Source organism: Desulfobacter sp. (assembly GCA_028768545.1).
In the GTDB taxonomy this organism is placed as follows: Bacteria; Desulfobacterota; Desulfobacteria; order Desulfobacterales; family Desulfobacteraceae; genus Desulfobacter.
In genome coordinates this window covers 1212644-1235705 of record CP054838.1, presented here as the reverse complement: position 1 = coordinate 1235705, position 23062 = coordinate 1212644, and the positions used below count along the sequence as shown (strand labels likewise).

The window sequence follows — 23062 nt, the reverse complement described above, 5'->3', positions numbered from 1 at the left end:
GATATTTTAATCGATCTGGTATGAATTGGTACAAAAAATAAAAAAAGCACTTACAGATAATTCCATAAGTGCTTGAATTTACTGGTAGGCACGAGCAGACTTGAACTGCTGACTTCTACCGTGTCGAGGTAGCACTCTACCAACTGAGTTACGCGCCTTTAAACATCGAGTTTTTTTATCAGACCCCTTGTTTTATGTCAAGAAAAACCCGGGATTATTCTTTTGTTTTTTCCAAAATCATTTCAGGCCCGGTTTCCTGGACCTCCACGGCCGCCTGATTTTCAACAAACCTGATTTTCACCTGGTCCGGGGTAACCTCGACAATCTCAAGGCCGAACCCCTCAAAGGTTTTGAGAAGGACCGCATCTGCAAACTGCTTGGGGCTACCCTTGTACAGGATTTCCAGAACAGCGTGGGAGGTGCCGATTTCCTTGGGCTGCATATTTTCAATGTCCCGGATATCCTGAAATCTTTTTTTCAAAGAAATAAACCGGGTCAGAAAATTATTCCCCTCAACAACCAGGTCAAACCGATTTTCCTTTCTCAGGGTCTGGCTCCAGAAGGCTTCGATCTTCTGGCCCAGCTCCTGGCCCGCAGTCTGGGCCGCCTCTGTCAGGGCCTGGGTGGAACCCTGGGTTTGGGTCTGGCTTGTGGCAGTGGCCTGGGCATCGGTCTGGACCACCAGGGTTTGGGATGCCAGATCATAAACCTTTAAATCAATCATGGCATCAAAGGCTTTTTCATCCCCCATCCGGTTAAAGGATTCAAAGGCTTTGGCCTTGCCCAGAACCACCATGTCCGCCTTCATGGCTTGACCCAGATCCATGGCGGCCCGGGTATCATAAATGGAGGAAAACTGGATGGAATAAAAAGAGGGATCCGGATAATCCGTACCTGAATGGGCAAACAAAATCCGGTTCTCACCCATCTGGGCCTTGAGCACGGGTTCTGCAAGGGAGGTATAGGCCTGGGGATTCTTCCCCCACCAATACCGGGGTAAAATGGTATCCGGGGTCTGTTCGGCCACCAGCATGAGCACCACTGGATTATTGCCCCCTTTTTTTAGAATCCGGGCGTTTTGAAGATATTTTTCCACCCGGGCAAGATCAATCTTGGACTCCACGCCCACAAGGTAATTATTCTTGCGCTGGATACCGTCCAACACCCTGTAGATGATGACAAAATCTTCGGTTCCGGGCAAAAGCCTGTCATAGAGAAACTCAAGATTGGATGCAAAGACCTGGCGGGAAACCAACGAGGCAAAGGCATTTTGAACCGCCCCTTCCAGGGCCTTGCGCACGGCCATTTTTTTGGCTCCGGATAAATCCTGGCCCTCGATGGTCTGCTCTCCTGTGGTCACATGGGTGAGGACCTTGGCGCTCTGGCCTGCCAGGGTCATTGAAGGCAAGATAAAAAGAACCAGCCAGGCCGAAAATATGCCTGCTGAACGTTTAAAATTCATGGTCACACCTTTCTTTGGATGGAATAGTCTGCAATCAGGGTCAGCAGCTGCTTTGACGGAGACGAGTCAAACATCTCCAAACCGGCCTTGGCTTTTTCCACATGGAAAATGGCCTGGTCCCGGGTATAGGAAATCCCGCCAAGATCTTCAAGCCGCTGTTTAAGCCCCTTAAATTGTCCAGGTTCAAACCCTGTATCTGCCAGACAGGCCAGGATGAAATCTCTATCCGGGTCTTCTGCCTTTGCCAGGCTGTAGATCAGGGGCAGGGTCAGCTTGCCCTCCCGCAGATCCGCGCCGGGATTTTTCCCCAGGTCCTCGGCCGTGGCCGTATAATCAAGGAGATCATCTGCCATTTGAAAGGCCATGCCCATGTGATATCCATAGGCTTTAAGGGCCGCCTCCTTTTCAGGTGCGGCCTGGGCCACAATGGCCCCGGTCTGGCAGGCCCCCTGGATGAGCACGGCTGTTTTGCGCTCAATGATCTGGTTGTATTCTTGTTCTAAAAGATTTGGATCCCCCTTTTTCTCCATCTGGACAATCTCGCCCTGGGACATGGCCTGGGTGATATGGGCAATCACGGAAATCACTCGGGGAGACTGGGTCTGGGCGGCAATGTCCAGGGCCTGGGCCAAGAGAAAATCCCCGGTCAGCACCACCTTGGGAGCATCCCAAAGGGTGTGGGCCGCTTTTTTACCCCTTCGTTTGTCTGCCCCGTCCACCACATCGTCGTGGAGCAGGGTGGCGGCATGGAGGTATTCAAAAATGGTGGAAAACAAGATTTCAAATCCGGTCTCATACCCGCAAAGCCTTGCCGAATGGATCATGAGCAGGGGACGGAGCCTTTTCCCGCCTGCAAAGAGCAGATGGGAGGCAATTGTTTTGACCAGATCAAGGTTGGGGGCCAGGTTCTTTTCAAGGGCTGTTTCCACCTGTTCAAGGTCCTGGGCTGCAAGCTGTAGAATCTCTGATTTTATATCAACACTCATGCCCTCTCCCCGGCAATATCATATTCAAATGCATCTGTTATTCTTACCTGAACAAGGGTGGCCATGTCCAGGCCATCTGAATAAATAAATGTCATCCCGTCCACCTCCGGGGCCTGGAACTGGGTTCTGCCGATATAGACCCCGGGTTCGGGGCTTTCCTCGACCAGCACAGGATAGGTTTGCCCCACATGGCGCTGGTTCAAGGACTCGGAAATCTTGGCCTGGGCCACCATAAGGGTATCCTGGCGCTGTTCGGCAATCTCCGGGTCAATATGATCCTTTAATAGGTGGGATGAAAGATCCTGGGAGTCTGAATAGGTAAATACCCCCAAATGATCAAACTTCACCTCTTTGATAAAATCCATCAAAATTTCAAACTCCTGGTCGGTCTCCCCGGGGAATCCCACGATGATGGTGGTTCTCAGGCTGGCATCCGGGTCATTTAGCCTGATGGACCTGAACAGGTCCATGAGATTTTCCCGGGTATAGGGTCGTCCCATGCGCCGGAGCACAGACGAGGCTGCATGCTGGACAGGCACATCATAATAGGAACAGATATTTGAATGGTCGCGGACGGTCTTGATGATGCGTTCATCCAAGGTGGACGGATGGGTGTATAAAAACCGGATCCAGGCATGGGGATCCGCTCTTTTTACCGCCGCTGAAAGCTGTGCCAATACCGTATGAAATCCGACTTCCCGGTTTTCCAGGTCCTGGCCGTAATCCGTGGTGTTCTCGGCAGTCAGGATGATCTCTTTGACCCCCTTTGACACCAAATCAACGGCTTCGGCGCAAATATCTTCCACCGGCCGGGACCGCTGTTTTCCCCGAAGGGAGGGAATAATACAATAGGTGCAGTGGCGGTTGCACCCTTCTGAGACTTTAATATAGGCAAAGCCCTGGGAGAGAAGCGCCCTTGAATCTTCCGGAGCCTGGAACCCTCTCAGGTTGGGATCGGGAAACAGGGCCAGGGGAGTGGCGTCTTTTCCTTCCACAGCAGCCGTGATCTGATCGCAGGCCGCCGTGCCCAAAAAGGCATCCACCTCGGGCAGGCTATTGACCAGATCCGGATCATCCTTGTACCGCTGGGCCAGGCAGCCGGTGGCGATCAGGCGTTCACAGGCCCCGGTCTTTTTATACGCCCCCATCTCCAGAATCACTTCAACCGCCTCATCAGAGGCGGTTGAAATAAATCCGCAGGTATTCACAATAATCACCTGGGCTGCGGCCGGATCCGAGGTGGTCTCGTGTCCGGCCGCAATAAGCTTGCCCAGCATGATCTCGCTGTCCACCTGATTGCGTGAACAGCCGAGGGTTTCAAGATAAACAATCATATGGCCTTGGCCATGAGATCCCCTAAAAGTCCTGAGAACCGGGCGGGGTTGTCCAGTTTTCCACCTTCTGAAATCACGGCAATATCATAGAGCAGGTCTGAATAATCCGTAAGTGTGGGGTTGGTGGTATCAGACTCGAACAATGCCTTGATCTTTTCCATGACCGGGTGGTTGACATTGATCTCCATCACCCGCTTCTGGTCCGGGGTCTGCTGGCCAGAGGCTTTCATGATCTTTTCCATATAGGCGCTCATGCCCCAGTCATCGCCGGAAAGGCAGGAGACAGAGTCTTTGAGGCGGTTGGAAACCACAACATCCTTGACCTTTGCTTCAAGCTTGCCTTTTAAAAAGGAGAGCAGGGCAGAATATTCATTTTTCTTTTCATCATCGACCTTGTCTAAATCCAGGTCCCCTTTTTCAGCACTCTTGAGTTTGGTTTCCTTGTACTCGGGCAAGGACTGGGTCACCCACTCATCAATGGGATCCACCATGAGCAGCACTTCGTAATCCTTGGCCTTGAGGGCTTCGAGCAGAGGAGAGTTGGCAAGGGAGGTCAGGCTTTCTCCGGTGAGAAAATAAATTTCTTTTTGATCCTCTTTCATGTTCTCAATGTACTGATCCAAAGTGACATACTCTTCGCCGGACTTGGTGGTCTTGTACCGCAACAGGGCGGCCAGACGTTCCTTGTTGGCAAAGTCCGTCGGAATCCCTGCTTTCAGGGCCTGGCCGAATTCACCGTAGAACTCTTCGTATTTTTCCTTGTCCATGGATTCCAGGGTGGAAAAAATCTGCTTGGTCAGGTTTTTGCGGATGTTTCTCACCAGCCGGTCTTCTTGTAGAATTTCACGGCTCACGTTAAGGTTGAGGTCCGGAGCGTCCACGATGCCCTGGACAAATCCCAGGTACTCGGGCAGCAGTTCCTTGCAGTCGTCCATGATAAAGACCCGTTTGCAGTAAAGCTGCATCCCGTGTTTGCGCTCGGGACGGAACAGATCCATGGGGGCTTTGGCCGGCAGGTACATGAGTACATCATACTCGGTCACCCCTTCAAATTTTTTGTGAATGGTCTCGCAGGGGTCATCCCAATTGTGGGAAATATGCTTGTAAAACTCCTTGTGCTCATCCTCTGTGACCTCGTCTTTTGCCTTGGCCCAGATGGCTTTCATGGAGTTAAGGGTTTCATCGGACCTGACCTTTTTATAGGTATCCCCAATGGGTTTGCCCTCTGAGTCCTTGACGATTTCATTTTCAGGGATGGGCTCGCTCTTTTCCAGGTTCATGATCACAGGATAGGTGACAAAGTCAGAATGCTTTTTCACGATATTCTGGATGGTATACTCTTCGGTAAAATCCTGGTCACCCTCTTCAGGATCCTTGAGAAACAGGGTGATTTCAGTACCCCGTCCCGGTTTTTCAATCTCTTCCAGGGTATAGGATCCCTGGCCGTCAGATTCCCAGCGTGTGCCTTTTTCCTCTCCCGGTGCCCGTGTATCCAGACGGACCTTGTCCGCCACGATAAAGGCGGAATAAAATCCCACCCCAAACTGGCCGATGAGTTCAGGGGAAAGGCCTGTCTCATTTTTAGATTTTTCCAAGGCTTCCATAAAGGCTGCCGTGCCGGACTGGGCAATTGTACCGATGTTGTCGTTGACCTCGTCAAAAGTCATGCCGATGCCGTTGTCTGAAACGGTAAAGGTCTTGGCCTCTTTGTCTGCGGACAGACGGATATGAAAATCAGTATCTTCGGCAAAGAGATCAGGTTCGGTTTGTTCCTTGAACCTTGCCTTGTCAATGGCATCAGAGGCGTTTGAAATCAGCTCCCGCACAAAAATTTCCTTGTTTGAATAAAGGGAATGGATGATCAGGTGCAGCAGCTGCTGGACTTCGGTTTTAAATTTACGTGTCTTTTTTGCTCCCATTGTAACTCCTGTTTTTATATTTTTTTTACAATTATAAATAATAGTTTCCAAATAATAATTGTAGCAAAAATGAAATTGTCAAGGCAGGCAGGCAGAATTCAAATCCCTGTTTGGGCAGTCCCGTTCAGGCCGGGGGAGATAATCCGGCAAAATTAAATCCAGGCCCCTATCTCTGACAATGCCGTAGACGCTATTAAATAGGTAATATCATAATCCAGGCTCAGCACCTGAATTTCTTTGAACTGAGCTGCCAAATCAAGAGTTTCAGGCCAAAGCCGGCTGAATCCCGAGACATATCCCCACATATGATCCAGCACGTTTCTCATCCGCCCCACGGCAGGGGGCTGTCTCAGCAGGCCTGTGACCAACAGGGCAAGATCGTCAAACCTGATATTGTTTCGGGCAACCGCCGGCCCGATCTGTTTATAGAGCCCAGGGTCCCGGGCCATGACCGAATATTTGTGAAATGCCCAGAGATTTTGGCAGTTATCCGGCAGGGGAATCCGGCCATGGGGCTTTCCCTCATACTTGGCCCTGAGCAGGCCAAACTGCACATGGGGAAGATCAATCCACGATTCCGGCCAGACCAGGGTTCCTCCAGGTTTTTCCAGGGGGCTTTTATGATTCATCCCGCGCAGCTGCATCTCCCGGACCAGAATTTCGTGGCGCTGGAACAGCCCTGTGAGCGCGGTTTTCCACCTCAAGGTCTCCGGGTGCCGGGAGTAGCCTTTTTTATGATTCATGTGGATGGAAAAAAGGCCGTGGAGTTCCCGGTGTTCTCCCAAAAGGCTCGGGGCATTTAAAAATCCCGGATCAATATCCCAAATACGCATATTAAGACGCCCTGGGCCAAGCCAGAGGGTCAGGCCCTTTTGCCCGGAAGAAAAATTTCAAAACCATGGCACAACCAGCAACGTTCCGGGCGATTTCGCTCTTTTCCATAATCCTCCTTTGCTCCTGTGGTGAAATTGAATTTATCATACCCCCAAATGACGTCTTTTGCCACCCGGTTTCAGGGCGGTTTTCACCCTATTCTTTTTTGGCCCGGTCACATTCGTTAAAGAACAACTGGAGGAAATTTGCATTCTCTGGTAGAGCTAAGCCATGAAAGACATCAGAAATCAGGCCCATTTATCCGGAAGCGAAGTCAAAAAACTCAACTTTATCCGGAATTCAGACCTGTATGTATTCCGTAAATTTTACAGGTCCGGATTAAGATCCCATATTTTTGAGGTGGTGTTGGCCTCTGATGTGGAAAAAGAGAGCTCAGGTGTTGTCCAGGACGGCATCCGTGTCTTTCCAAGGGCCAGGCCCGTAAAAATGTTCAGGATCTTCAGACACCGGTTTAAAACCCAGGAGGAAATTTTCCTTGAGATCAAACGGTATAATACCCTTGTGGAATATATCGGGCCCAAATTCATTGCAAGATCCGAAGAGTTCATTGCCGATTACGGGCAGAATGATACCGGAAAAATCCTGCTCTGCGGCCTTCAGGAATATGTGGACGGAGAGATTCTGGACCCCTGGCGGCTTTCAGGCAGAGAAAACGTCCTGGCCCTGCTCTCTGCCATGGCCCACGATACGCCCAAAGATATCCGGGCCCAAAAGGCCTTTAAAAATATGGCCGCCTTTGTCAGGAGGGTCCGCAACCTCATGGACCAGACCGGCTATATCCCGGACCTTGCCGGGATGGGCAATCTGATTCTCACGCCGGCCGGCAATGTCAAGCTGGTGGACATCAATAATATTGTCCAAATTCACCAGGACAAGTACATCCACCTAGATGACAAAGGCTACCCTGCCTGCGATGTCTCCATCCAGGTGCTTTCCATTCTTGAACAAAAGCTGCTTGAACAAGACTATACCGCCACTGATCCGCTGTTTAAAATTTTTCTCACCCAAGACCGTCTCAACCAGGTCAAGGCCATTGAGCAGGCCTTTTACCGGCAGTTGAACACCCGGGAAAATTAACAAAGGTTTATCTTACCGATTCAAGGCCTTTACAATTCTATCCCCGCTCAGCACACCGTCTTTTAACAACAGCCTTACCGGCAGTTGGTCGTACTTGGACTCTTTCAAGCCTTCATAAATTTTTATCAAATCAACAGATGAAATCAATGAAATGCTCAAGTCCAAATCATACTCACATTCACTGATAAAATCCTCAGTAAAATCACTGGCCACAATAACCACCTGATTTACATGATAGCCATTTTTCTTACAATTGCTTTCATAGGATTTTAATTGCCTGGAAACTGCTGTATATTTATTGTAGTCTTTGTCTTTGATCGTTTTACATTCAACAATGATAACATCCTGATTCCCTATATTAATAAGGATATCCATCTTTGATCGGGCAGTATTTAATTTCTTTTTTAATGCTTCATCAACATTAAACCCAAGCTTCTTAAGAATATCCTTTGTAACTTTTTCATACAGCAGGCCGAGTTCACTTTCTCTTATTTCCAGCCCTCTGTCTTTTAAGGTATTAAGGTCTCGGCATCCAATCTCAACATAATTATCAAAGTATAAGTCCTGGATATTTCTAAAGCTGCTTATGATATTGCGAATAAGATTCCCACGAGAATTTATTTGATTCTTTTTACAAAATTCAATCAGATCCTTTTTTGGAATCAAATACAATAAATCTCTTGGCCCGATATTATAGTCATTTAGCAACCCGGCATGCATGACATCCTCATTTTGAATCTCAAATTCCAACTTAACAACTTGATTCAAATCCGGCTTAAATTCAATGAGCAAGGAGAGTAATTTTGACAAACCGTCTTTTGATAATGATGTGGTATCTTCCTTTTCTTGGTTCCTCAAAAAATCAAGTAGGATACATACCCTTTCTTCCAAAGATCTTCCCATTTTAGGCAAATCAATGTTGAGATCTTTGAGTATCAAATTCTGAATTCGTTTGGGTTTCTCAACTTTTGTCACTCCTTTTTTATATATATCCTCAGTTAATAATGAGGTAGCATTAATACCCCATTCAATAATGGCCTGTATCTTCCCGGGCCTGTCCAATTTCCGATCAAGGTTATAGGGGCGCATTCCCATTTTCCCGGTTATACCGCTGGCACTGGATTGTGCATGTTTGCCATCTGCTTCAGGCAGTTCCAACGCCCTGCTTTATAAAATGATCGCAGCATAATCATTTTTTCTGCATTCTCCCGATACCAAAAGATGCATGGACCTTTAAGACGTAAATTCACGACTCTCCGAATCGAACTTTCAATAGCACCGCTGCCAATAGGTAAGTTCAACGCTTTTACAGTTGAGAAATTAAGCCTCAGTTCATTGCGCACAAAATAATCCCGTTCCGTCTTGATAGCCTTACTGTTTCTGCCTCTACAAAGCTTCTGGACGGCCTGTACCACCTCAATCGCCTTTCCCTTCAGCAGAAGACCTCGCTGCTTCGATACCCAGCGTTTGCGTTCCTTGGATGACCAGGTCTTCCTTAAGCCTGCTACTGTACCCAGATGCTCAACTGCATGGTAGAAATCGAGAAGTTCATACACACGCTCAGGAGCCAAACCCAATGCTTTTAGCAGTCCGGGGATTCGATTCCAAATCCAATGTGCCCCATCTGCAACAAACAGTATTTTGTCTGAGTTCTGAATATGAAGGGAGTTCAAATAACCCTTTAACAAGTGGAATACACCATCCGGTCCATTGAAACAGCCATCAATAAATGGTGAAAAGCTTTTTTCTTGTTTTCCATGGGCGTCCACTACATAAATGATCAAAAGCTTGGGTTCTCGCCATGCCCCACGAAATCGGGTTCTATCCTTTTGGGTTTTTGGTCCCCTTTTCTTCTCTCTGAGCCGAGTGCGGCCACCATCAGTGCTGATAACGACTCGCCGCCCTTCAAGTAAATCTCTATCATTTAATGGGATTCGGCCCGCTTGTTGTTCGGCTCGAGCCCGCTCTGCGTACCGATAGGTCAGTTTACGGATGACCTTTATACCCAACGTCATCCCACGGTCACAAAGCACTTGACGGACTTCTTCAAAAGAACTTAATAAGGCTGACCAAGAACTCACCATAGAAGCCAAAGCAGGCGAGCAGCGATCATGGATTCCAAGAAGGATTAAGCCAGCGTATGCACCTTTATATCTTTTTCCTTTTCGGCGGTCACAGGACCTTCGATAGTATCGAACATGAATATCAACCGAACTATCTGTACAAAGCTGAATCCAAACGGTCTCAAGCCCTTCGCTTTTCATCCGTCCCGGCCAATTGGACATCAATTCTTTTTCTTGGTCGACCTGTTCAGAGGAATCTACTGAGGCCTGGATCTTTTTTTTAAAAAAAAGGCGCTTATCCGATTTGTATACTCAAGGATTTCCTGCTCCATCTGTTCTAATTCGTTAGCGTTACGAACCAAGCGATTTGGATCTTCTTCCAGTTCTTTGAGGCATGCAAGGACTTCATCAACAGTATTACAATCTTCAGCTTTCTTCATTAGCACAATCCATTTATGTTCATTTCAGCGTAACAGAGGATATCATTCTTTTTGCTCTAAAAGACAGGCCTTTTTAAAACCGGGAAAATAGGAATGCGCCCAGGTTATAGTGTCGCGCAATGAGATTTATTTCTGGATCTTTCAAATGTTTAAGAATCCTACGCAAATATTTATTAGGAAGTTCAATGCCCAATATCTTTCTTAACAGGTAAATAATTTCATCCGTCACAAATATTGTGTTTGTTTTCCGATTAAAAAAAATAATACCTGTTTCTTTTAATTCCGTAATTATTTCATCTATCTCATGCCTTTCAGGTGGTACAACAGAATATCTAATTGATTTTTCTTCTTCTCGCAAAAGCCCGAGTTTTGTGGATAATGTATGAAGGATGGTTCTTTCAGACCATGAAATGCGCTCTTCCCTATTATTTTGAATGTCATTGGTAAAGGCTGTTTTCACACAACTTTGATATATTTTATAATCTCTTCGTTTTTCAGGCCCAAGCTCACTTTTTTCTTTTGCAATCTCAGAAGTTATCCGCTTTATATGCTTTTTCAAAGAAGATAATGATTGTTTATAGAGTTTTGAAAACCAATCTTTAGACATCATTTGGTTTCCATCCCGAACAAAGATTTCCACAACGATATCCAATTGATGGTTGCTGAAGATTATGCCTGTTTCAAGATGCTTCATATATTCATCCCTTAACAGGCTAAACAACTGAACGATGCTTGAGTCTTCAGCCTTTTTCAGCATGTTGTCACTCTCAGTGAGGATTTTATCTATTTTAGGATTCTTATCTCTGTTTTCCTCGCAGAATTTATCCAGAATTTTTAAAAAAGAAATTTTTTCTATCTGATTGACTTTTGAAAGAATTTTTATCAAATTCATCAAGAACCTCCACTAAAAAGAAAATAAGGTATTGATCGTCGGAAAAAAGAAATGAAACCTTATGATTCCTATCAATAATCAATTACGATCAGACGGGTCAAGAAAAAAAGGGCAGATCAGCCAACAATTTAAAGGATCATCTGCCCGGCGTTTGACAAGAAAAAGGATCAGATGTATTTTATGAGCCTAAATTCTTGAATCGGAGGCCCATGGACCAGGCAAGATGTACAAAACAAATTCAATCCGCCATTGAGACGGCAGACCACCCCCTGCCCCCGGACCCTGAACTTTACCAGCCCACCTCTGTAATGGCCCTGTTTTTATTCAATTCAGACCCCAGTCTTCTCTTTATCCAGAAGGCAGATACCCAAGGCTATCCCTGGAGAAACCAGATGGCGTTTCCAGGGGGGCATGTGGACAAAAAGGATGCCTCCCCAAAGGCGACCGCCCTAAGGGAGCTGAATGAAGAGATGGGTATCATTGCCGACAATGTTGCGGTCACAGGATCCATCGGGCATTTTCAGACCCTGAACAACAAGGATATCCAGGCATTTACCGGAATATGGAATCAAAAGGACCAGATTTGTTTTGACCGGGAAGAAATTTCCAGGGTCTTTAAAATTCCCTTTGCCCTGCTTGAAACAATTCACAAAGAAAAAGGCTATGCCGGGCGCCAGCCCAGTATCATGAAATTGACCTATCCTTACGAAGATGTGGTGATCTGGGGGGTGACGGCTAAAATTCTCCACCACCTCATTGAAGTGGTCCAGGGATTCAGGGGATAAATCTAATCGTTTCCGGCCCTGGCCTGCAACCGCAAATACACCTTCAGAGCCAAAAATCCGGACAATCCTGCCAGCATACAGGGAAACCAGATGTGCATTGAAAATTCAGGGGTGGTGCTGACCACCCAGATGCCGCCCAAAGAGAATCCAAACACAATCACCATGGCCCAGATCAGGGTCCAGCAGGCAAAACTTGCGTCATACCAGGGCACGATGGCTTTTCTAAAAAAAGGGTTTTGATCCAGTTGCATTGCATTTCCAGGGTGTTAGGTTGAAACCACAATATATAGCTTTTTTCTCTTGACAGCCAACTATATATTGCGATAGATCTGAGGCCTGCCCGGAACGTCCACGATAATGTTTCCGGCGGCACAGACAACAAGATATGCTAATTTCAATCAGATTTCAAGAGGTGGGTACATGTTTGAGCAGATCAAAAAACGTGACGGACGGGTTGCGCAATTTAATTCTTCCAAGATCACCAATGCCCTGGTAAAGGCAGGTGAGGCAACCGGAGAATTCAACGGCAGGGATGCCAAAAAAATGACCATGCGAGTGCTGACCCTGGCACGCGACCTTCAGTTGGGCTCTGTTCCGGAAGTAGAGGAAGTTCAGGATATTGTGGAACGGGTCCTGCTAGACTCCCCCTTTTATAAGACTGCCAAAGCCTATATTATCTACCGGGAACAGCACAACCAGATCCGTAAAATTGCCATTGACGAGAACGTCGGCCTCATGGAATCCTATATCAGCCGCATGGACTGGAAGGTCAAAGAGAACTCCAATATGAGCTATTCCCTCCAGGGCCTGAACAATTACATCTCTTCGGACATTACCGCAGAATACTGGCTCAACCGCATTTACCCGCCTGCAATCCGGGATGCCCACTACAGCGGTGATATTCACATCCACGATCTAAGCCTCTTGTCTGTGTATTGTGTGGGCTGGGACCTCCAGGACCTTCTGGTTGAAGGGTTCAAAGGGGTGGCTGGAAAAGTGGAATCCTCTCCGCCCAAGCATTTCAGAAGCGCACTGGGACAGGTTGTCAATTTCTTTTACACCCTCCAGGGAGAGGCTGCAGGGGCCCAGGCCATGTCCAATTTTGACACCCTTTTGGCCCCTTTTGTCAGACATGACAACCTAAGCTACAAAGAGGTCAAACAGGCCCTTCAGGAATTTGTATTCAACATCAATATCCCCACCCGGGTCGGGTTTCAAACCCCTTTTACCAATATCACCATGGATTTGATTGTTCCCGGCACCCTTAAGGACAGCCCCGTCATCATTGGCGGCCAATATTTGGAAGAGACCTATGCCCAGTTCCAGGATGAGATGGACATCATCAATGCCGCCTTTGCCGAGGTCATGATGGAAGGGGATGCCAAGGGCCGGGTGTTTACCTTTCCCATCCCCACCTATAATATTACCGAAGATTTTGACTGGGCCAATCCCAAACTGGAAAACATATGGAAAATGACCGGAAAATACGGCATTCCCTATTTTTCAAATTTTGTCAATTCAGACATGGATCCCGAAGATGCAAGATCCATGTGCTGCCGATTGCGCCTGGACAACAGGGAGCTGCGCAAACGGGGGGGCGGTCTTTTCGGGGCCAATCCTCTGACCGGTTCCATCGGGGTGGTCACCTTGAACCTGCCGAGAATCGGTTATGTGGCCGAAGATGAAGCCGACTTTTTTGACCGCCTGGACAACCTCATTGACATCTCTGCGGAATCTTTGGGCATCAAGCGTAAAATCCTTGAAAAATTCACCAACGGAGATCTCTACCCCTATTCAAAATTCTATTTAAGAAAAATCAAGGAAAGCACCGGGGTATACTGGCGGAATCATTTTTCCACCATCGGCATCCTGGGCATGAACGAGGCCTGCATCAACTTCATGGGTGAAAAGTACGGCATTGCATCCAAAGAGGGCCAGGCGTTTGCCGTAAAGGTCATGGATCATATCCGATCCAAGATTGAAAATCTGCAGGAAGCCACCGACGAGATCTTCAACCTGGAAGCCACCCCTGCAGAGGGCACCACCTACAGGTTTGCCAATTTGGACAAAAAGAAATTCAAGAGCATCATCTGCGCCAATGAAGAAGAATTCCAGAACGGAAGCGACCCCTTTTACACCAACTCCACCCATCTGCCGGTAAACTACACCGATGATCTGTTTGAGGCTCTGGAACTCCAGGACAACCTTCAGACCAAATATACCGGCGGCACGGTCCAGCACCTATTTTTGGGCGAAGAAGTTCAGGATATTGAAGTGGTCAAACAGATGGTGTCCAAGGTGTCCAACACCTTCCGCCTGCCTTATTTTACCCTGACCCCGACCTTTAGCGTCTGCCCCTCCCACGGGTATATTTCAGGTGAGCATGAAAGATGCGAGACCTGCGATGCACCGACTGAAGTCTACTCCAGAGTGGTCGGATATCTGAGACCTGTGAGCCAGTGGAACAACGGCAAACAAACCGAATTTTGCATGAGAAAAACCTATAATACCCACCAGGTGGCATCCTAGGACAGCCCATGCATATCGGCGGATTTCAAAAAAACACCCTCATTGATTTCCCGGGTGAAATTGCCTGCCTGGTCTTTACGCCCGGCTGCAATTTCACCTGCCCCTACTGCCATAACCCGGCACTTGCTGCCGGGCCTGTGAACAGGGCAGGCACGGACAAGAAAACAGCCCCGGAATTTACCGAAGAGGAAATTTTCGCCTTTCTTAAAAGGCGCAGGGGCATGATCCAGGGCGTGGCCATTACCGGGGGAGAACCCACCCTTCAAAAAGATTTGCCGGATTTCATCCGTCGGGTCAGGGATATGGGATTCAAGATCAAACTCGATTCCAACGGCACACGGCCGGCAATCCTGGCTCGCCTCATGGAACAGGGTCTGGTGGACTATCTGGCAATGGACATTAAAACAGATCTTGAACACTACCCCTTGGTGATGAAAAACACATCCGAAGTGGAAAGCATCCGGGAGTCCATTGACCTGATCATAGACAAGGCCCTGGGCTATGAGTTCAGGACCACCTGTGCCAGACCCTTTATTACCCGGGAAATCATGGCAAAAATCGGCAAGATGATTCAAGGGGCATCAACCTATATACTCCAGAACTGCTCCCGGAATGTGGATATTCTGGACCCCAGTTTTTTAACGGATGACCACCATTTTTTTACCCAAGATGAGATGGAAGATTTAAAGCAGACGATCTCACCCTTCGTACAAAAAGCGGCCATCAGGTAATTTAAACGCTTTTAGAATAAAGGAGATTTTATGAAAGAGATCACGCTTATTTATTTTTCCCCCACCCAGACCACCCGGACCGTGTTGGAAGAAATTGCCAAAGGCATGGGAAAAAAGGTGACCAAGGTCGTTGATATCACATTGCCTGCAACAAGATTTCAGCTGGCTCCCAAGTTTGAAAATGAGATTGTCCTCATGGGGGCACCTGTGTATTCAGGCCGTATCCCAAAAGATGCAGCAGATTACTTTAAAACCCTTCAAGCCGACCACACCCCGGTGGTGCCCGTCGTGGTATACGGCAACCGGGAATTTGACGATGCCCTGTTAGAGCTTACAGACATTGCACAGGACTGCGGATTTGACCCCATGGCCGCCTCTGCCTTTGTGGGAGAGCATTCCTTTTCAAGCACAGAATTTCCCACGGCCTTAAACCGGCCGGATGCCCAGGACCTTGAACAGGCATTTGCCTTTGGGAAAAAAATTGCGGAACACTTAGAGACCGGCAAAGCCCCGGGCGCTCTAAAGGTGCCGGGCAATCATCCCTACAAACAGGGGATGGGAAAAGGGGCCTTTGCCTTTATTGATGTTTCAGATGACTGTGATGACTGCGGGGTATGCGTCACGGCCTGCCCCAAAGAGGCTGTGGATGAAACAAAGGGATATGCCACCATTGATGATAGATGTATCTTCTGCTGTGCCTGCATCAAGGCCTGCCCCCAGAATGCAAGATCTCTCAAAGAAGGCCCCATGAAAGACAAGGCAAAATGGCTGAACGAAAATTGCAGCACCAGAAAAGATCCCCAGATCTTTTTTCCGGAGATCGCCTAAACCGTTTGTTGGAGAATCACCCCTTGCCCTGCGGGGGGTCTCCAACAATATCTTTTTTGTCCGAAGACTCTTCAGACGGAAGATCGGTTTCAGGATAGACCATCTTGCCGGTCATGGACAGGTCATACCCCCCGTATTTTTCAGCAGTCCGCTGGATCACCTTGCCCTTGAGCAAAGATAAAAACAATTGAATACCCTTGTCAAAAAACCGGTCCTTGTTGACAAGCAGATCAAACCGCTCCCAGTTCAGGGGGATAAAATCCAGCCCCAGGATATTGGCAACCGCCCGGATCCCCGGGCCGGCATGGGCCGCCCCGGACAGGACAGCAATCCCCACATCCATATGACGGGGCAGACAGGTCTCATATCCCTTTATGGCCTCACCCAGAACCCCTTGTTTTTTCAACTCGCGATCAAAGAGCTGGCGGGTGCCTGTGCCCAGCCGACGGTTAACCATAGTCAGCCCCTTTGCAGCCAGGTCCAGAACAGATAAAATCTGTTCTGGATTGTTCTTTGCCACCATCAGGCCCTGCTCCCTTTGGCAGAAATTCACCACAGCCGGCACCTGGCTCATCTCATCTTTAATAAAGGGGAAATTATACTCTTTATTGTCAGCCACCAGGTGAGAGGCGGCAATATGGCATCGGTTCATACGCAGGGCTTTTAGCCCGCCCATGCTTCCGGTAAGGCCGAACATGGCCATGTGCTCCTGGTGTTTGAGGTTAAAGGTGGTGATCAAGGCATCCAGAATCAGATCATTGGACCCTGCGATGAGTACCAGGCCGTGATAAGGAGGTAGGGGGGCAATTTCCGGATAATTTTCCGTCCCGGTTTCCACCCATTGACGGACCAGGTCAATGGGAAATATCCATTTTCCGGTCACCTTGGATGCAGGCAGACCTTTTTCCGCAATCAGGGAATAGACCATTTTCTCATTCACATTGAGAAATTTGGCCACCTCTTTTGTTGTCAGCATCTCATCCATAACCTGATTCCTTCCCGGCATCATGCCATTATTTGTCCATACGGGCGGGGTTTGGGCAACAAACCGCCTCAAAAACGGCAGAGACCACCTGGTCCGGCCACATCTGCCCGCAGTCAATTTTAATATCGCAGAATTTATCATACAGGGGCGTCCGTTCTTTGTAAAGATCGTCAACCCCCCGGCCCGGACCAATGGCCACCCCCCTGGCTTCCAGGTCGGACAGCCGGGTCATGAGTACGGGCAGATCAACACTAAGGTATACAATGGTCGCCATTTGTGCAAGATGGATCATGGCAGCCTCCCTGTAAATAACCGAACCGCCCGTGGCAATCACCTGGGAGGAACACCCCAGCCCCATCAGATGCCGGGCCTCAATGTCTAAAAAAGTCTTACGCCCCTTTGCCTCGATGATCTGGGCCAGGGTCATCCCTTCTTGTGTCTGAATTAAAATATCGGTATCCTGGAATGCATACCCCATTTTTTTGGCCAGCAGGACGCCCACGGTGCTCTTGCCCACCGCCGGCATACCGATCAAGGCCAGATTATTTTTAATTTCCATCAATCCTTTCCCAGCAATCTAAAAAAAGTCAGTAGTGTCCGGTTAGGTTGTTGCATATAAAAAGCATCTAAAATCATTGAAAAAACAGTCGGTTTTGTGTTGACAAATGTGCGTAAAAATTTTTGTGCGCCTTGAAAATTTAACTCAAGGAGCTCAAATGACGCACATCTCAGTCCCTAAAAAACAACTACGGTCCCTGAACTTTGACAATTTCAGGTGCCCTCTGATAAAGTCACTTTCAAAAGCACCGGAATTACAATCTCGAGGAGACCGCCCTTTAAAAATGACATTCGAAGACCAGATAAATGCTTTGGTTTATTTCCATCTTCAGGAGCACAAGTCTGCCCGACATTTAATTCAGGATCTCAAGGAGAATGTTTTTGCTAAAGAAAATATTGCGCCAGACGGTGGTATCAGCCGTAGTAGTTTCTGTGAAGCCATCAATCACAGGGGACTCGAACAACTGCAATTTATCTTTGAGGATCTTTATAAACAGGCTCTTGAGTGTCATCCGGGTGAACACGCCGAGTTAGGAGAGTTGGTTTCCATTGACGGTAGTCTCATAAATGCAGTCCTTTCAATGCACTGGGCGAACTACAGAAAAGGAAGTAAAAAAGCCAAAGTACATTGCGGATTTGACATTAATCACGGAATCCCAAACAAAATCTTTTTGACTGAAGGCAACGGCGCTGAACGCACTTTTGTTCCCAAAATACTTTCCAAGGGGCAAACAGGTGTTATGGATCGTGGATATCAATCCCATAAAGAATTTGACCTGCTTCAGGAGCAAGGCAAACATTTTGTCTGCCGTATAAAAACCAGGACAACAAGAACAATTATTGATAACCACGAGACCCCTTCCGACAGCTACATTTTTTATGATGCACTGGTTAAACTTGGTACTCCGAATCAAAACCAGACGAAAAGGCCTGTTCGGGTTGTTGGCTATAAAATTGCTGGCGTCAAATACTATGTGGCAACTGACAGGCATGATTTAACAGCGGAACAAATAGCAACAATTTATAAACTCCGGTGGACCATTGAGGATTTTTTCAAATGGTGGAAAGAACATCTGAAGGTATATCATCTCATTGCCCGCAGTGAATACGGCCTTATGGTTCAGATTCTTGGCGGCCTTATCACTTACCTGTTACTGGCAATCCATTGCCAAAAACAGTTTAATGAAAAGGTCACGATCAAAAGAGTTCGGCAACTGCGAACCGCCATTCTAAATGACCTGTTTGGCTGCGAGGAGCAGGGCTCTCATAGTTCAAACAGGGACAATATTGTCAAAGATCAAAAAATTATTGAGCAAGCAAAAACCTAACCGGACATCACTGAAAAAAAGTCATTGTTTTGCCTGTTATTACTAAAAGAGAAATACATGCCTTTGTGCTGCTTTGCAAGGCTAAAAGCGCCTTGAAAAGCGGGGCGAAACCCAGAACAAAATACAATATGGCTGCTGCCTTGACTTTCTTTGGGCTGGGCTCTATTTTAAATCATTTGAACTACCCCTAAGACAGCAAAAATAATGAGCCCTCAGATACTTTTGATTGTTGGCAAATCCAACGCCGGTAAAACCACCCTGGCTGAAAAACTGATACACGAGTTAAAAAAGCGCAGCTACACCATTGGATCGGTAAAACACACCCATGACAGATTTGACTTTGATAAAAAGGGAAAGGACAGCTGGCGCCATAAAAAAGCCGGGGCCGATGCTGCACTGGTCATCACCGATTCCCGGGTGGCCCTGGTAAAGGACGATTCCCGAAAGCCCATAGAAAAAATGCAAGACTATCTTGGGGGTATGGATTTGATCCTTGTTGAAGGGTTTAAACGCCAGGCCCAGCCCAAGATAGAAATCTTCAGAACCGACAGCGATCACAAGGCTCCCTTTTGCCTTGAAGATCCCCATCTGGCTGCGTTTGTAACAGATTCAAATATCCGCCCCAATCGCCCCGACATCCCTGTGTTCGGGCTGGAAGAGGCGGTAAAACTGGCAGACTTTATAGAGGCATCCTATATTTTACCCGAAAAAGAAAAGACAAATGAGACCTGAATTCCTTTACATCCGACGGGCCGTGGCCATCACAATGATCCTGGCCTGGGCCATTCGTCCGGAATGGGTCAGGGCAGCCCCCTCTTATTGCATCCAATCGTTTGAAAACGGGGCGATCAACTGGAGCACCGGCCAGGTCATGGTTACAGGTCATGCCCAGCCGGAAATCAATACGGAGGCTGGCCCAACGGCCATGCCCGGATCCGCCAGGGCCAATGCCATCAGGAACATCATCACCATCTTAAAGCAGATTAAAATTTCCCCTGATCTCACTGTGGGGGAGTATGCCTCCGCCCATGATGTAATCCTGGCCGGGATAGAAAAAACAGCCCAGGATGCCGTCATTACCCAGCAATTGTATACCTCTGCCATGGATGTGGAGGTTAAAATGGAAACCCGAATTTTCGGGGGATTCCTCCAATTGGTATTGCCGGACCATATCCGACAGATCCCTAAAATCACTGAAATGAAGTCCAAACCCGTACCAGAGGGCAAATCAAACCGGCCTGAAATCCCTATCAACAAAATCCCCTATACCGGCCTGGTGGTGGATGCCCGGGACCTTGGCCTTGATCCCATTCTCTATCCGGTCATTGTCAGCGAACAGGGAAAAGAAATTTACTCGTCCATGTTTGTCAGCCGGGAATTTGCCGTCCAATACGGGGTGGCCACCTATTTATGCGATATGGAAACCGCGCTTTCCTTTAAAAGGATCGGATCCAATCCCCTGGTGTTCAAGGCATTGCGAAAAGCCGACAACAAAACCAATGCGGTTATGGTGAGCATGAAAGATGCAAAGAGCCTGGAAAAATCCACAGAACGGCATAAATTTTTAAAAGAATGCCGAGTGGTTATTGTGGCAGATCAATAAGCCCATTGTCCAAAAGCCTGGATTTTCCCACCTGGACGGCCATGGCCACAAGGGTTTGGGATTCAATGAGATCAACAGGTTCAAGGGTTTCCGGGTCGCAGAATTCAATATAATCAACCCGGGTATGATCAAAGGAATGGATAAAGGTTTCCATCTCTTTGACAATGGGCAGAATTGAAACGTCTCCTTGTGCAACTATTTTTTTGGCAAGTTCAATGGCCCGGGAAAGGCAGAGGGCAGACTGCCGCTGGTCAGGGGTGAGATAGGCGTTCCTGGAGCTCATGGCCAGCCCGTCCGCTTCCCTGATAATCTCTCCGCCGATGATTTTAATGTTAAAATCAAGATCCCGGGTCATCTGTTTGATCACCTGGAGCTGCTGATAGTCCTTTTTACCGAAAATGGCCACATCCGGCTGAACAATATTAAACAATTTGGTGACCACCGTGGCCACCCCGCCAAAATGAACAGGCCTTGATTTTCCGCAAAGAAAATTGGGCAGATGGTCCAGAGAGACCCGCGTCTGATAATTTTGGGTGTACATCTCCTGGGTGTTGGGAAGAAAAACAGCGGTGACCCCGGCAGCTTCGGCCATAGCCAGATCTTTTTCAATACTCCGGGGATAGGCATCCAAATCCTCGTTGGGGCCGAACTGGGTCGGGTTGACAAAGATGCTGAGCACCAGTTCATCGCAAAGGGGACCCCCGATTTCCAGCAGGGAGAGATGACCTTTATGAAGATAGCCCATGGTCGGGACAAAACTGATGGTTTTCCCTTTTTTTTTCTGAATTCCGGACCAGGCCTGCATCCTTGACTTTGTCTTTAAAATATCCATTAATTCTCAAGTTCCTCTTTTACGGCAATGCCCATGTCTAAAATGGTGTAAGGTTTTTTTACAAAACAGCCCGCACCCAGCTTCTGGGCCTTTAATACATCTTGTGATTCTGAATGTCCACTGGCAATAATTGCTTTTTGGTCCGGGTAGATCCGCTTGATCCGCTCATAGGTTTCAAGGCCGGAAATAAAGGGGTCCATAATCATATCCAGAATCAAAAGATCCACAGGGGTCTTTTTCACAAATTCCGTGGCAGCCAGGCCATCAGCCACGGAAAACACCTTGTATCCCAGATTTTTAAGAATGGTGGCTGCAATTTTGCGCTGGCTGGGCAGATCATCCACAATCAGCAGGGTTTCTCCCTGGCCTTTAATTTCCTCCACAGACCCGGGAATATCTATTTTCGGCAGTTCCGCCCGGATGGCCGGAAAGAACAGTTTAAACTGGGTCCCCTGGGAATCGGATGCCACACAAACGGCCCCGTCATGATCCTGAACCGCATTGAGCACCACGGTCAGCCCTAAGCCGGTGCCGGATTTGCCCATCTCTTTTTGGGTAAAAAAAGGATCAAATATCTTGTCCAGGCAATCTTCGGGAATGCCGGAACCATTGTCCGCCACGGTGAGCATCACATACTCCCCGGGGGGCAGTTCTTTTTTTTGGCCATGGACAATGGGATGATCTGCATAATAATTGGCCGTGGACAAGGTGACCCGGCCGCGATCTTGTGCAGCAGTCTCTTCAACCGCATTGAGCACCAGGTTCATCACGGCCTTTTCAATATGAATATAGGAACCGCTGATATTCATCAGTTCCGGCTCGGTGATCACCTCGATCTCCACCTGGGCATAAGTCTTTGTGATCTTATGAAATTCAGGCGCGGCCATGTACCGCTCGATCAGGGTGTTGAGATTGAGAATCTGTTTTTCCGCCTTGATGCCCCGGGAAATGGTCAAAAGATCGGAAACCACGGAGGATGCTTTTCTTCCCGAGTCCTTGATCATGATAAGACCCTGACGGATCTTTGGATCCAGATGTTCGTCCAGAAGCAGCACCTCCGGATATGTGGCGATCCCGGACAGAATATTGTTCAAATCATGGGCAACGCTTCCTGCGAGCAGTCCCAGGTTTTTGAGTTTTTCTGCCCGGCCCAGTTTTTCTTCAACCGCTTTGGTGTCACGAATTCTCTGCTTTTGCTCTGAGATATTGCGGATCACTCCCTGGCAGAAAAAATTGCCCTTTCCCGGGGTTCCTGAAACTTCAATGGCCAGAACCTGCCCATCGGGCAGACAGATTTCGGTTTCCATGGAAAAGGGCTGATTCTGCCGGGCCAGTCCGTTAAATTCCTTGGCAGCCTCTTCAGAGAGCAGACGGGCAAATGGCATGCCGATCAATTCCTGGGCAGAATACCCTGTCATATCCTGGCCCGGGCCCAGTTTTTTTGTGATACACAGATCTGCATCCAACGCCCACAATAAATCCCGGGTCTGGGAAACCAGACTGTGAAATTCAAGGGACTGGGCGTGCAAACGCCTTGTTTGGGTGTGACGCTGCTTGACAGCCAAAAAAACCCCGGCCAGAAAAATAAAATGAATACCCAGGCAGAGATAGAAAAATATCCATCGCGGAATTTGGGGAAAAGCCCAAAACCCAAGACCGAACAATACCAGTAAAACAGCCCATGCCCCTGCTAAAAGAAACAATTTGGCAGACCATTGCTGCGGTTCTGTCAACAACCCATCTTTTTTTTCCCTGGTCTGCATGGAGTAAGGCTTCACCAATTGACATCTTATGGGTTAAAGGTTATGAGGATTGT

General features: G+C 47.9%; 22 protein-coding genes and 1 tRNA gene. 8 read left to right on the top strand and 15 right to left on the bottom strand.

Annotated features, from left to right (window positions below):
* Positions 1–82: 82 nt before the first annotated feature.
* The 6 genes from HUN05_05965 to HUN05_05940 all read right to left on the bottom strand — a co-directional run bounded on the left by HUN05_05965 (position 83) and on the right by HUN05_05940 (position 6534).
* Positions 83–158, bottom strand: a tRNA-Val gene (locus HUN05_05965).
* A gap of 56 nt (positions 159–214) precedes the next feature.
* Positions 215–1462, bottom strand: a complete 1248-nt coding sequence (locus HUN05_05960; GenBank protein WDP84747.1) for a hypothetical protein — start codon at positions 1460–1462, stop codon at positions 215–217.
* Positions 1463–1464: 2 nt separating this feature from the next.
* Entirely contained in the window at positions 1465–2448 is a 984-nt protein-coding gene (locus HUN05_05955) for a polyprenyl synthetase family protein (GenBank protein WDP84746.1), read from the bottom strand.
* Positions 2445–3782, bottom strand: coding sequence for a 30S ribosomal protein S12 methylthiotransferase RimO (gene rimO, locus HUN05_05950; protein ID WDP84745.1), 1338 nt, complete (start codon positions 3780–3782; stop codon positions 2445–2447). The genes HUN05_05955 and rimO overlap by 4 nt, the downstream gene beginning before the upstream one ends.
* Complete coding sequence (htpG, locus tag HUN05_05945) at positions 3779–5701, bottom strand: molecular chaperone HtpG (protein ID WDP84744.1); 1923 nt, start codon at positions 5699–5701, stop codon at positions 3779–3781. The genes rimO and htpG overlap by 4 nt, the downstream gene beginning before the upstream one ends.
* A gap of 152 nt (positions 5702–5853) precedes the next feature.
* Positions 5854–6534 (bottom strand): DUF1722 domain-containing protein, encoded by a 681-nt coding sequence (locus tag HUN05_05940; GenBank protein ID WDP84743.1) that lies wholly within the window; start codon positions 6532–6534, stop codon positions 5854–5856.
* 271 nt (positions 6535–6805) lie between these two features.
* Between HUN05_05940 and HUN05_05935 the strand changes: the two genes are divergently transcribed.
* Positions 6806–7672, top strand: coding sequence for a hypothetical protein (locus tag HUN05_05935; protein WDP84742.1), 867 nt, complete (start codon positions 6806–6808; stop codon positions 7670–7672).
* A gap of 12 nt (positions 7673–7684) precedes the next feature.
* Here the strand turns inward: HUN05_05935 and HUN05_05930 are convergent, their stop codons facing one another.
* The 4 genes from HUN05_05930 to HUN05_05915 form a co-directional block, all read right to left on the bottom strand.
* Positions 7685–8830, bottom strand: coding sequence for a hypothetical protein (locus HUN05_05930; protein ID WDP84741.1), 1146 nt, complete (start codon positions 8828–8830; stop codon positions 7685–7687).
* Complete coding sequence (locus HUN05_05925) at positions 8776–9936, bottom strand: hypothetical protein (GenBank protein WDP84740.1); 1161 nt, start codon at positions 9934–9936, stop codon at positions 8776–8778. The genes HUN05_05930 and HUN05_05925 overlap by 55 nt, the downstream gene beginning before the upstream one ends.
* A gap of 56 nt (positions 9937–9992) precedes the next feature.
* Complete coding sequence (locus tag HUN05_05920) at positions 9993–10175, bottom strand: hypothetical protein (protein WDP84739.1); 183 nt, start codon at positions 10173–10175, stop codon at positions 9993–9995.
* A gap of 73 nt (positions 10176–10248) precedes the next feature.
* Complete coding sequence (locus HUN05_05915) at positions 10249–11067, bottom strand: hypothetical protein (GenBank protein ID WDP84738.1); 819 nt, start codon at positions 11065–11067, stop codon at positions 10249–10251.
* Between the two features lie 209 nt (positions 11068–11276).
* On the opposite strand from HUN05_05915, the gene HUN05_05910 reads away from it, so the two are divergent.
* A complete protein-coding gene (locus tag HUN05_05910; GenBank protein WDP84737.1) occupies positions 11277–11852 on the top strand; it encodes a CoA pyrophosphatase in 576 nt (191 codons plus the stop codon).
* Between the two features lie 2 nt (positions 11853–11854).
* Here HUN05_05910 and HUN05_05905 read toward each other — a convergent pair whose 3' ends face one another.
* On the bottom strand, positions 11855–12103 hold the full coding sequence (locus HUN05_05905; protein WDP84736.1) for a hypothetical protein: 249 nt from the start codon (positions 12101–12103) through the stop codon (positions 11855–11857).
* Between the two features lie 169 nt (positions 12104–12272).
* Here HUN05_05905 and HUN05_05900 point away from each other — a divergent pair, with 169 nt between their 5' ends.
* The 3 genes from HUN05_05900 to HUN05_05890 are packed head-to-tail and all read left to right on the top strand — an operon-like array spanning position 12273 to position 15940.
* Positions 12273–14381, top strand: coding sequence for a ribonucleoside triphosphate reductase (locus HUN05_05900; protein WDP84735.1), 2109 nt, complete (start codon positions 12273–12275; stop codon positions 14379–14381).
* An 8-nt stretch (positions 14382–14389) separates the two neighbouring features.
* Complete coding sequence (locus tag HUN05_05895; GenBank protein WDP84734.1) at positions 14390–15112, top strand: anaerobic ribonucleoside-triphosphate reductase activating protein; 723 nt, start codon at positions 14390–14392, stop codon at positions 15110–15112.
* A 30-nt stretch (positions 15113–15142) separates the two neighbouring features.
* On the top strand, positions 15143–15940 hold the full coding sequence (locus HUN05_05890; protein WDP84733.1) for a 4Fe-4S binding protein: 798 nt from the start codon (positions 15143–15145) through the stop codon (positions 15938–15940).
* Between the two features lie 16 nt (positions 15941–15956).
* On the opposite strand, the gene HUN05_05885 is transcribed toward HUN05_05890, so the two are convergent.
* Entirely contained in the window at positions 15957–16925 is a 969-nt protein-coding gene (locus tag HUN05_05885) for a helix-turn-helix transcriptional regulator (GenBank protein WDP84732.1), read from the bottom strand.
* A 28-nt stretch (positions 16926–16953) separates the two neighbouring features.
* The gene (locus HUN05_05880; GenBank protein ID WDP84731.1) at positions 16954–17484 is read right to left on the bottom strand and encodes a shikimate kinase; all 531 of its coding nucleotides are present in this window, start codon (positions 17482–17484) and stop codon (positions 16954–16956) included.
* A 157-nt stretch (positions 17485–17641) separates the two neighbouring features.
* Here HUN05_05880 and HUN05_05875 point away from each other — a divergent pair, with 157 nt between their 5' ends.
* The 3 genes from HUN05_05875 (at position 17642) to HUN05_05865 (ending at position 20414) form a co-directional block, all read left to right on the top strand.
* Positions 17642–18811, top strand: a complete 1170-nt coding sequence (locus tag HUN05_05875) for an IS4 family transposase (GenBank protein WDP87947.1) — start codon at positions 17642–17644, stop codon at positions 18809–18811.
* Between the two features lie 204 nt (positions 18812–19015).
* Positions 19016–19543 carry a molybdopterin-guanine dinucleotide biosynthesis protein B gene (mobB, locus tag HUN05_05870; protein ID WDP84730.1) on the top strand — a complete coding sequence of 176 codons (528 nt, stop codon included), beginning with the start codon at positions 19016–19018 and terminating at the stop codon, positions 19541–19543.
* The gene (locus HUN05_05865; GenBank protein WDP84729.1) at positions 19533–20414 is read left to right on the top strand and encodes a hypothetical protein; all 882 of its coding nucleotides are present in this window, start codon (positions 19533–19535) and stop codon (positions 20412–20414) included. Before mobB ends, HUN05_05865 begins: the two co-directional genes overlap by 11 nt.
* Here HUN05_05865 and HUN05_05860 read toward each other — a convergent pair.
* On the bottom strand, positions 20395–21246 hold the full coding sequence (locus HUN05_05860) for a pantoate--beta-alanine ligase (GenBank protein WDP84728.1): 852 nt from the start codon (positions 21244–21246) through the stop codon (positions 20395–20397). The two genes, HUN05_05865 and HUN05_05860, sit on opposite strands and share 20 nt — an antisense overlap.
* Complete coding sequence (locus HUN05_05855; GenBank protein ID WDP84727.1) at positions 21246–22979, bottom strand: response regulator; 1734 nt, start codon at positions 22977–22979, stop codon at positions 21246–21248. Before HUN05_05855 ends, HUN05_05860 begins: the two co-directional genes overlap by 1 nt.
* Positions 22980–23062: the final 83 nt, after the last annotated feature.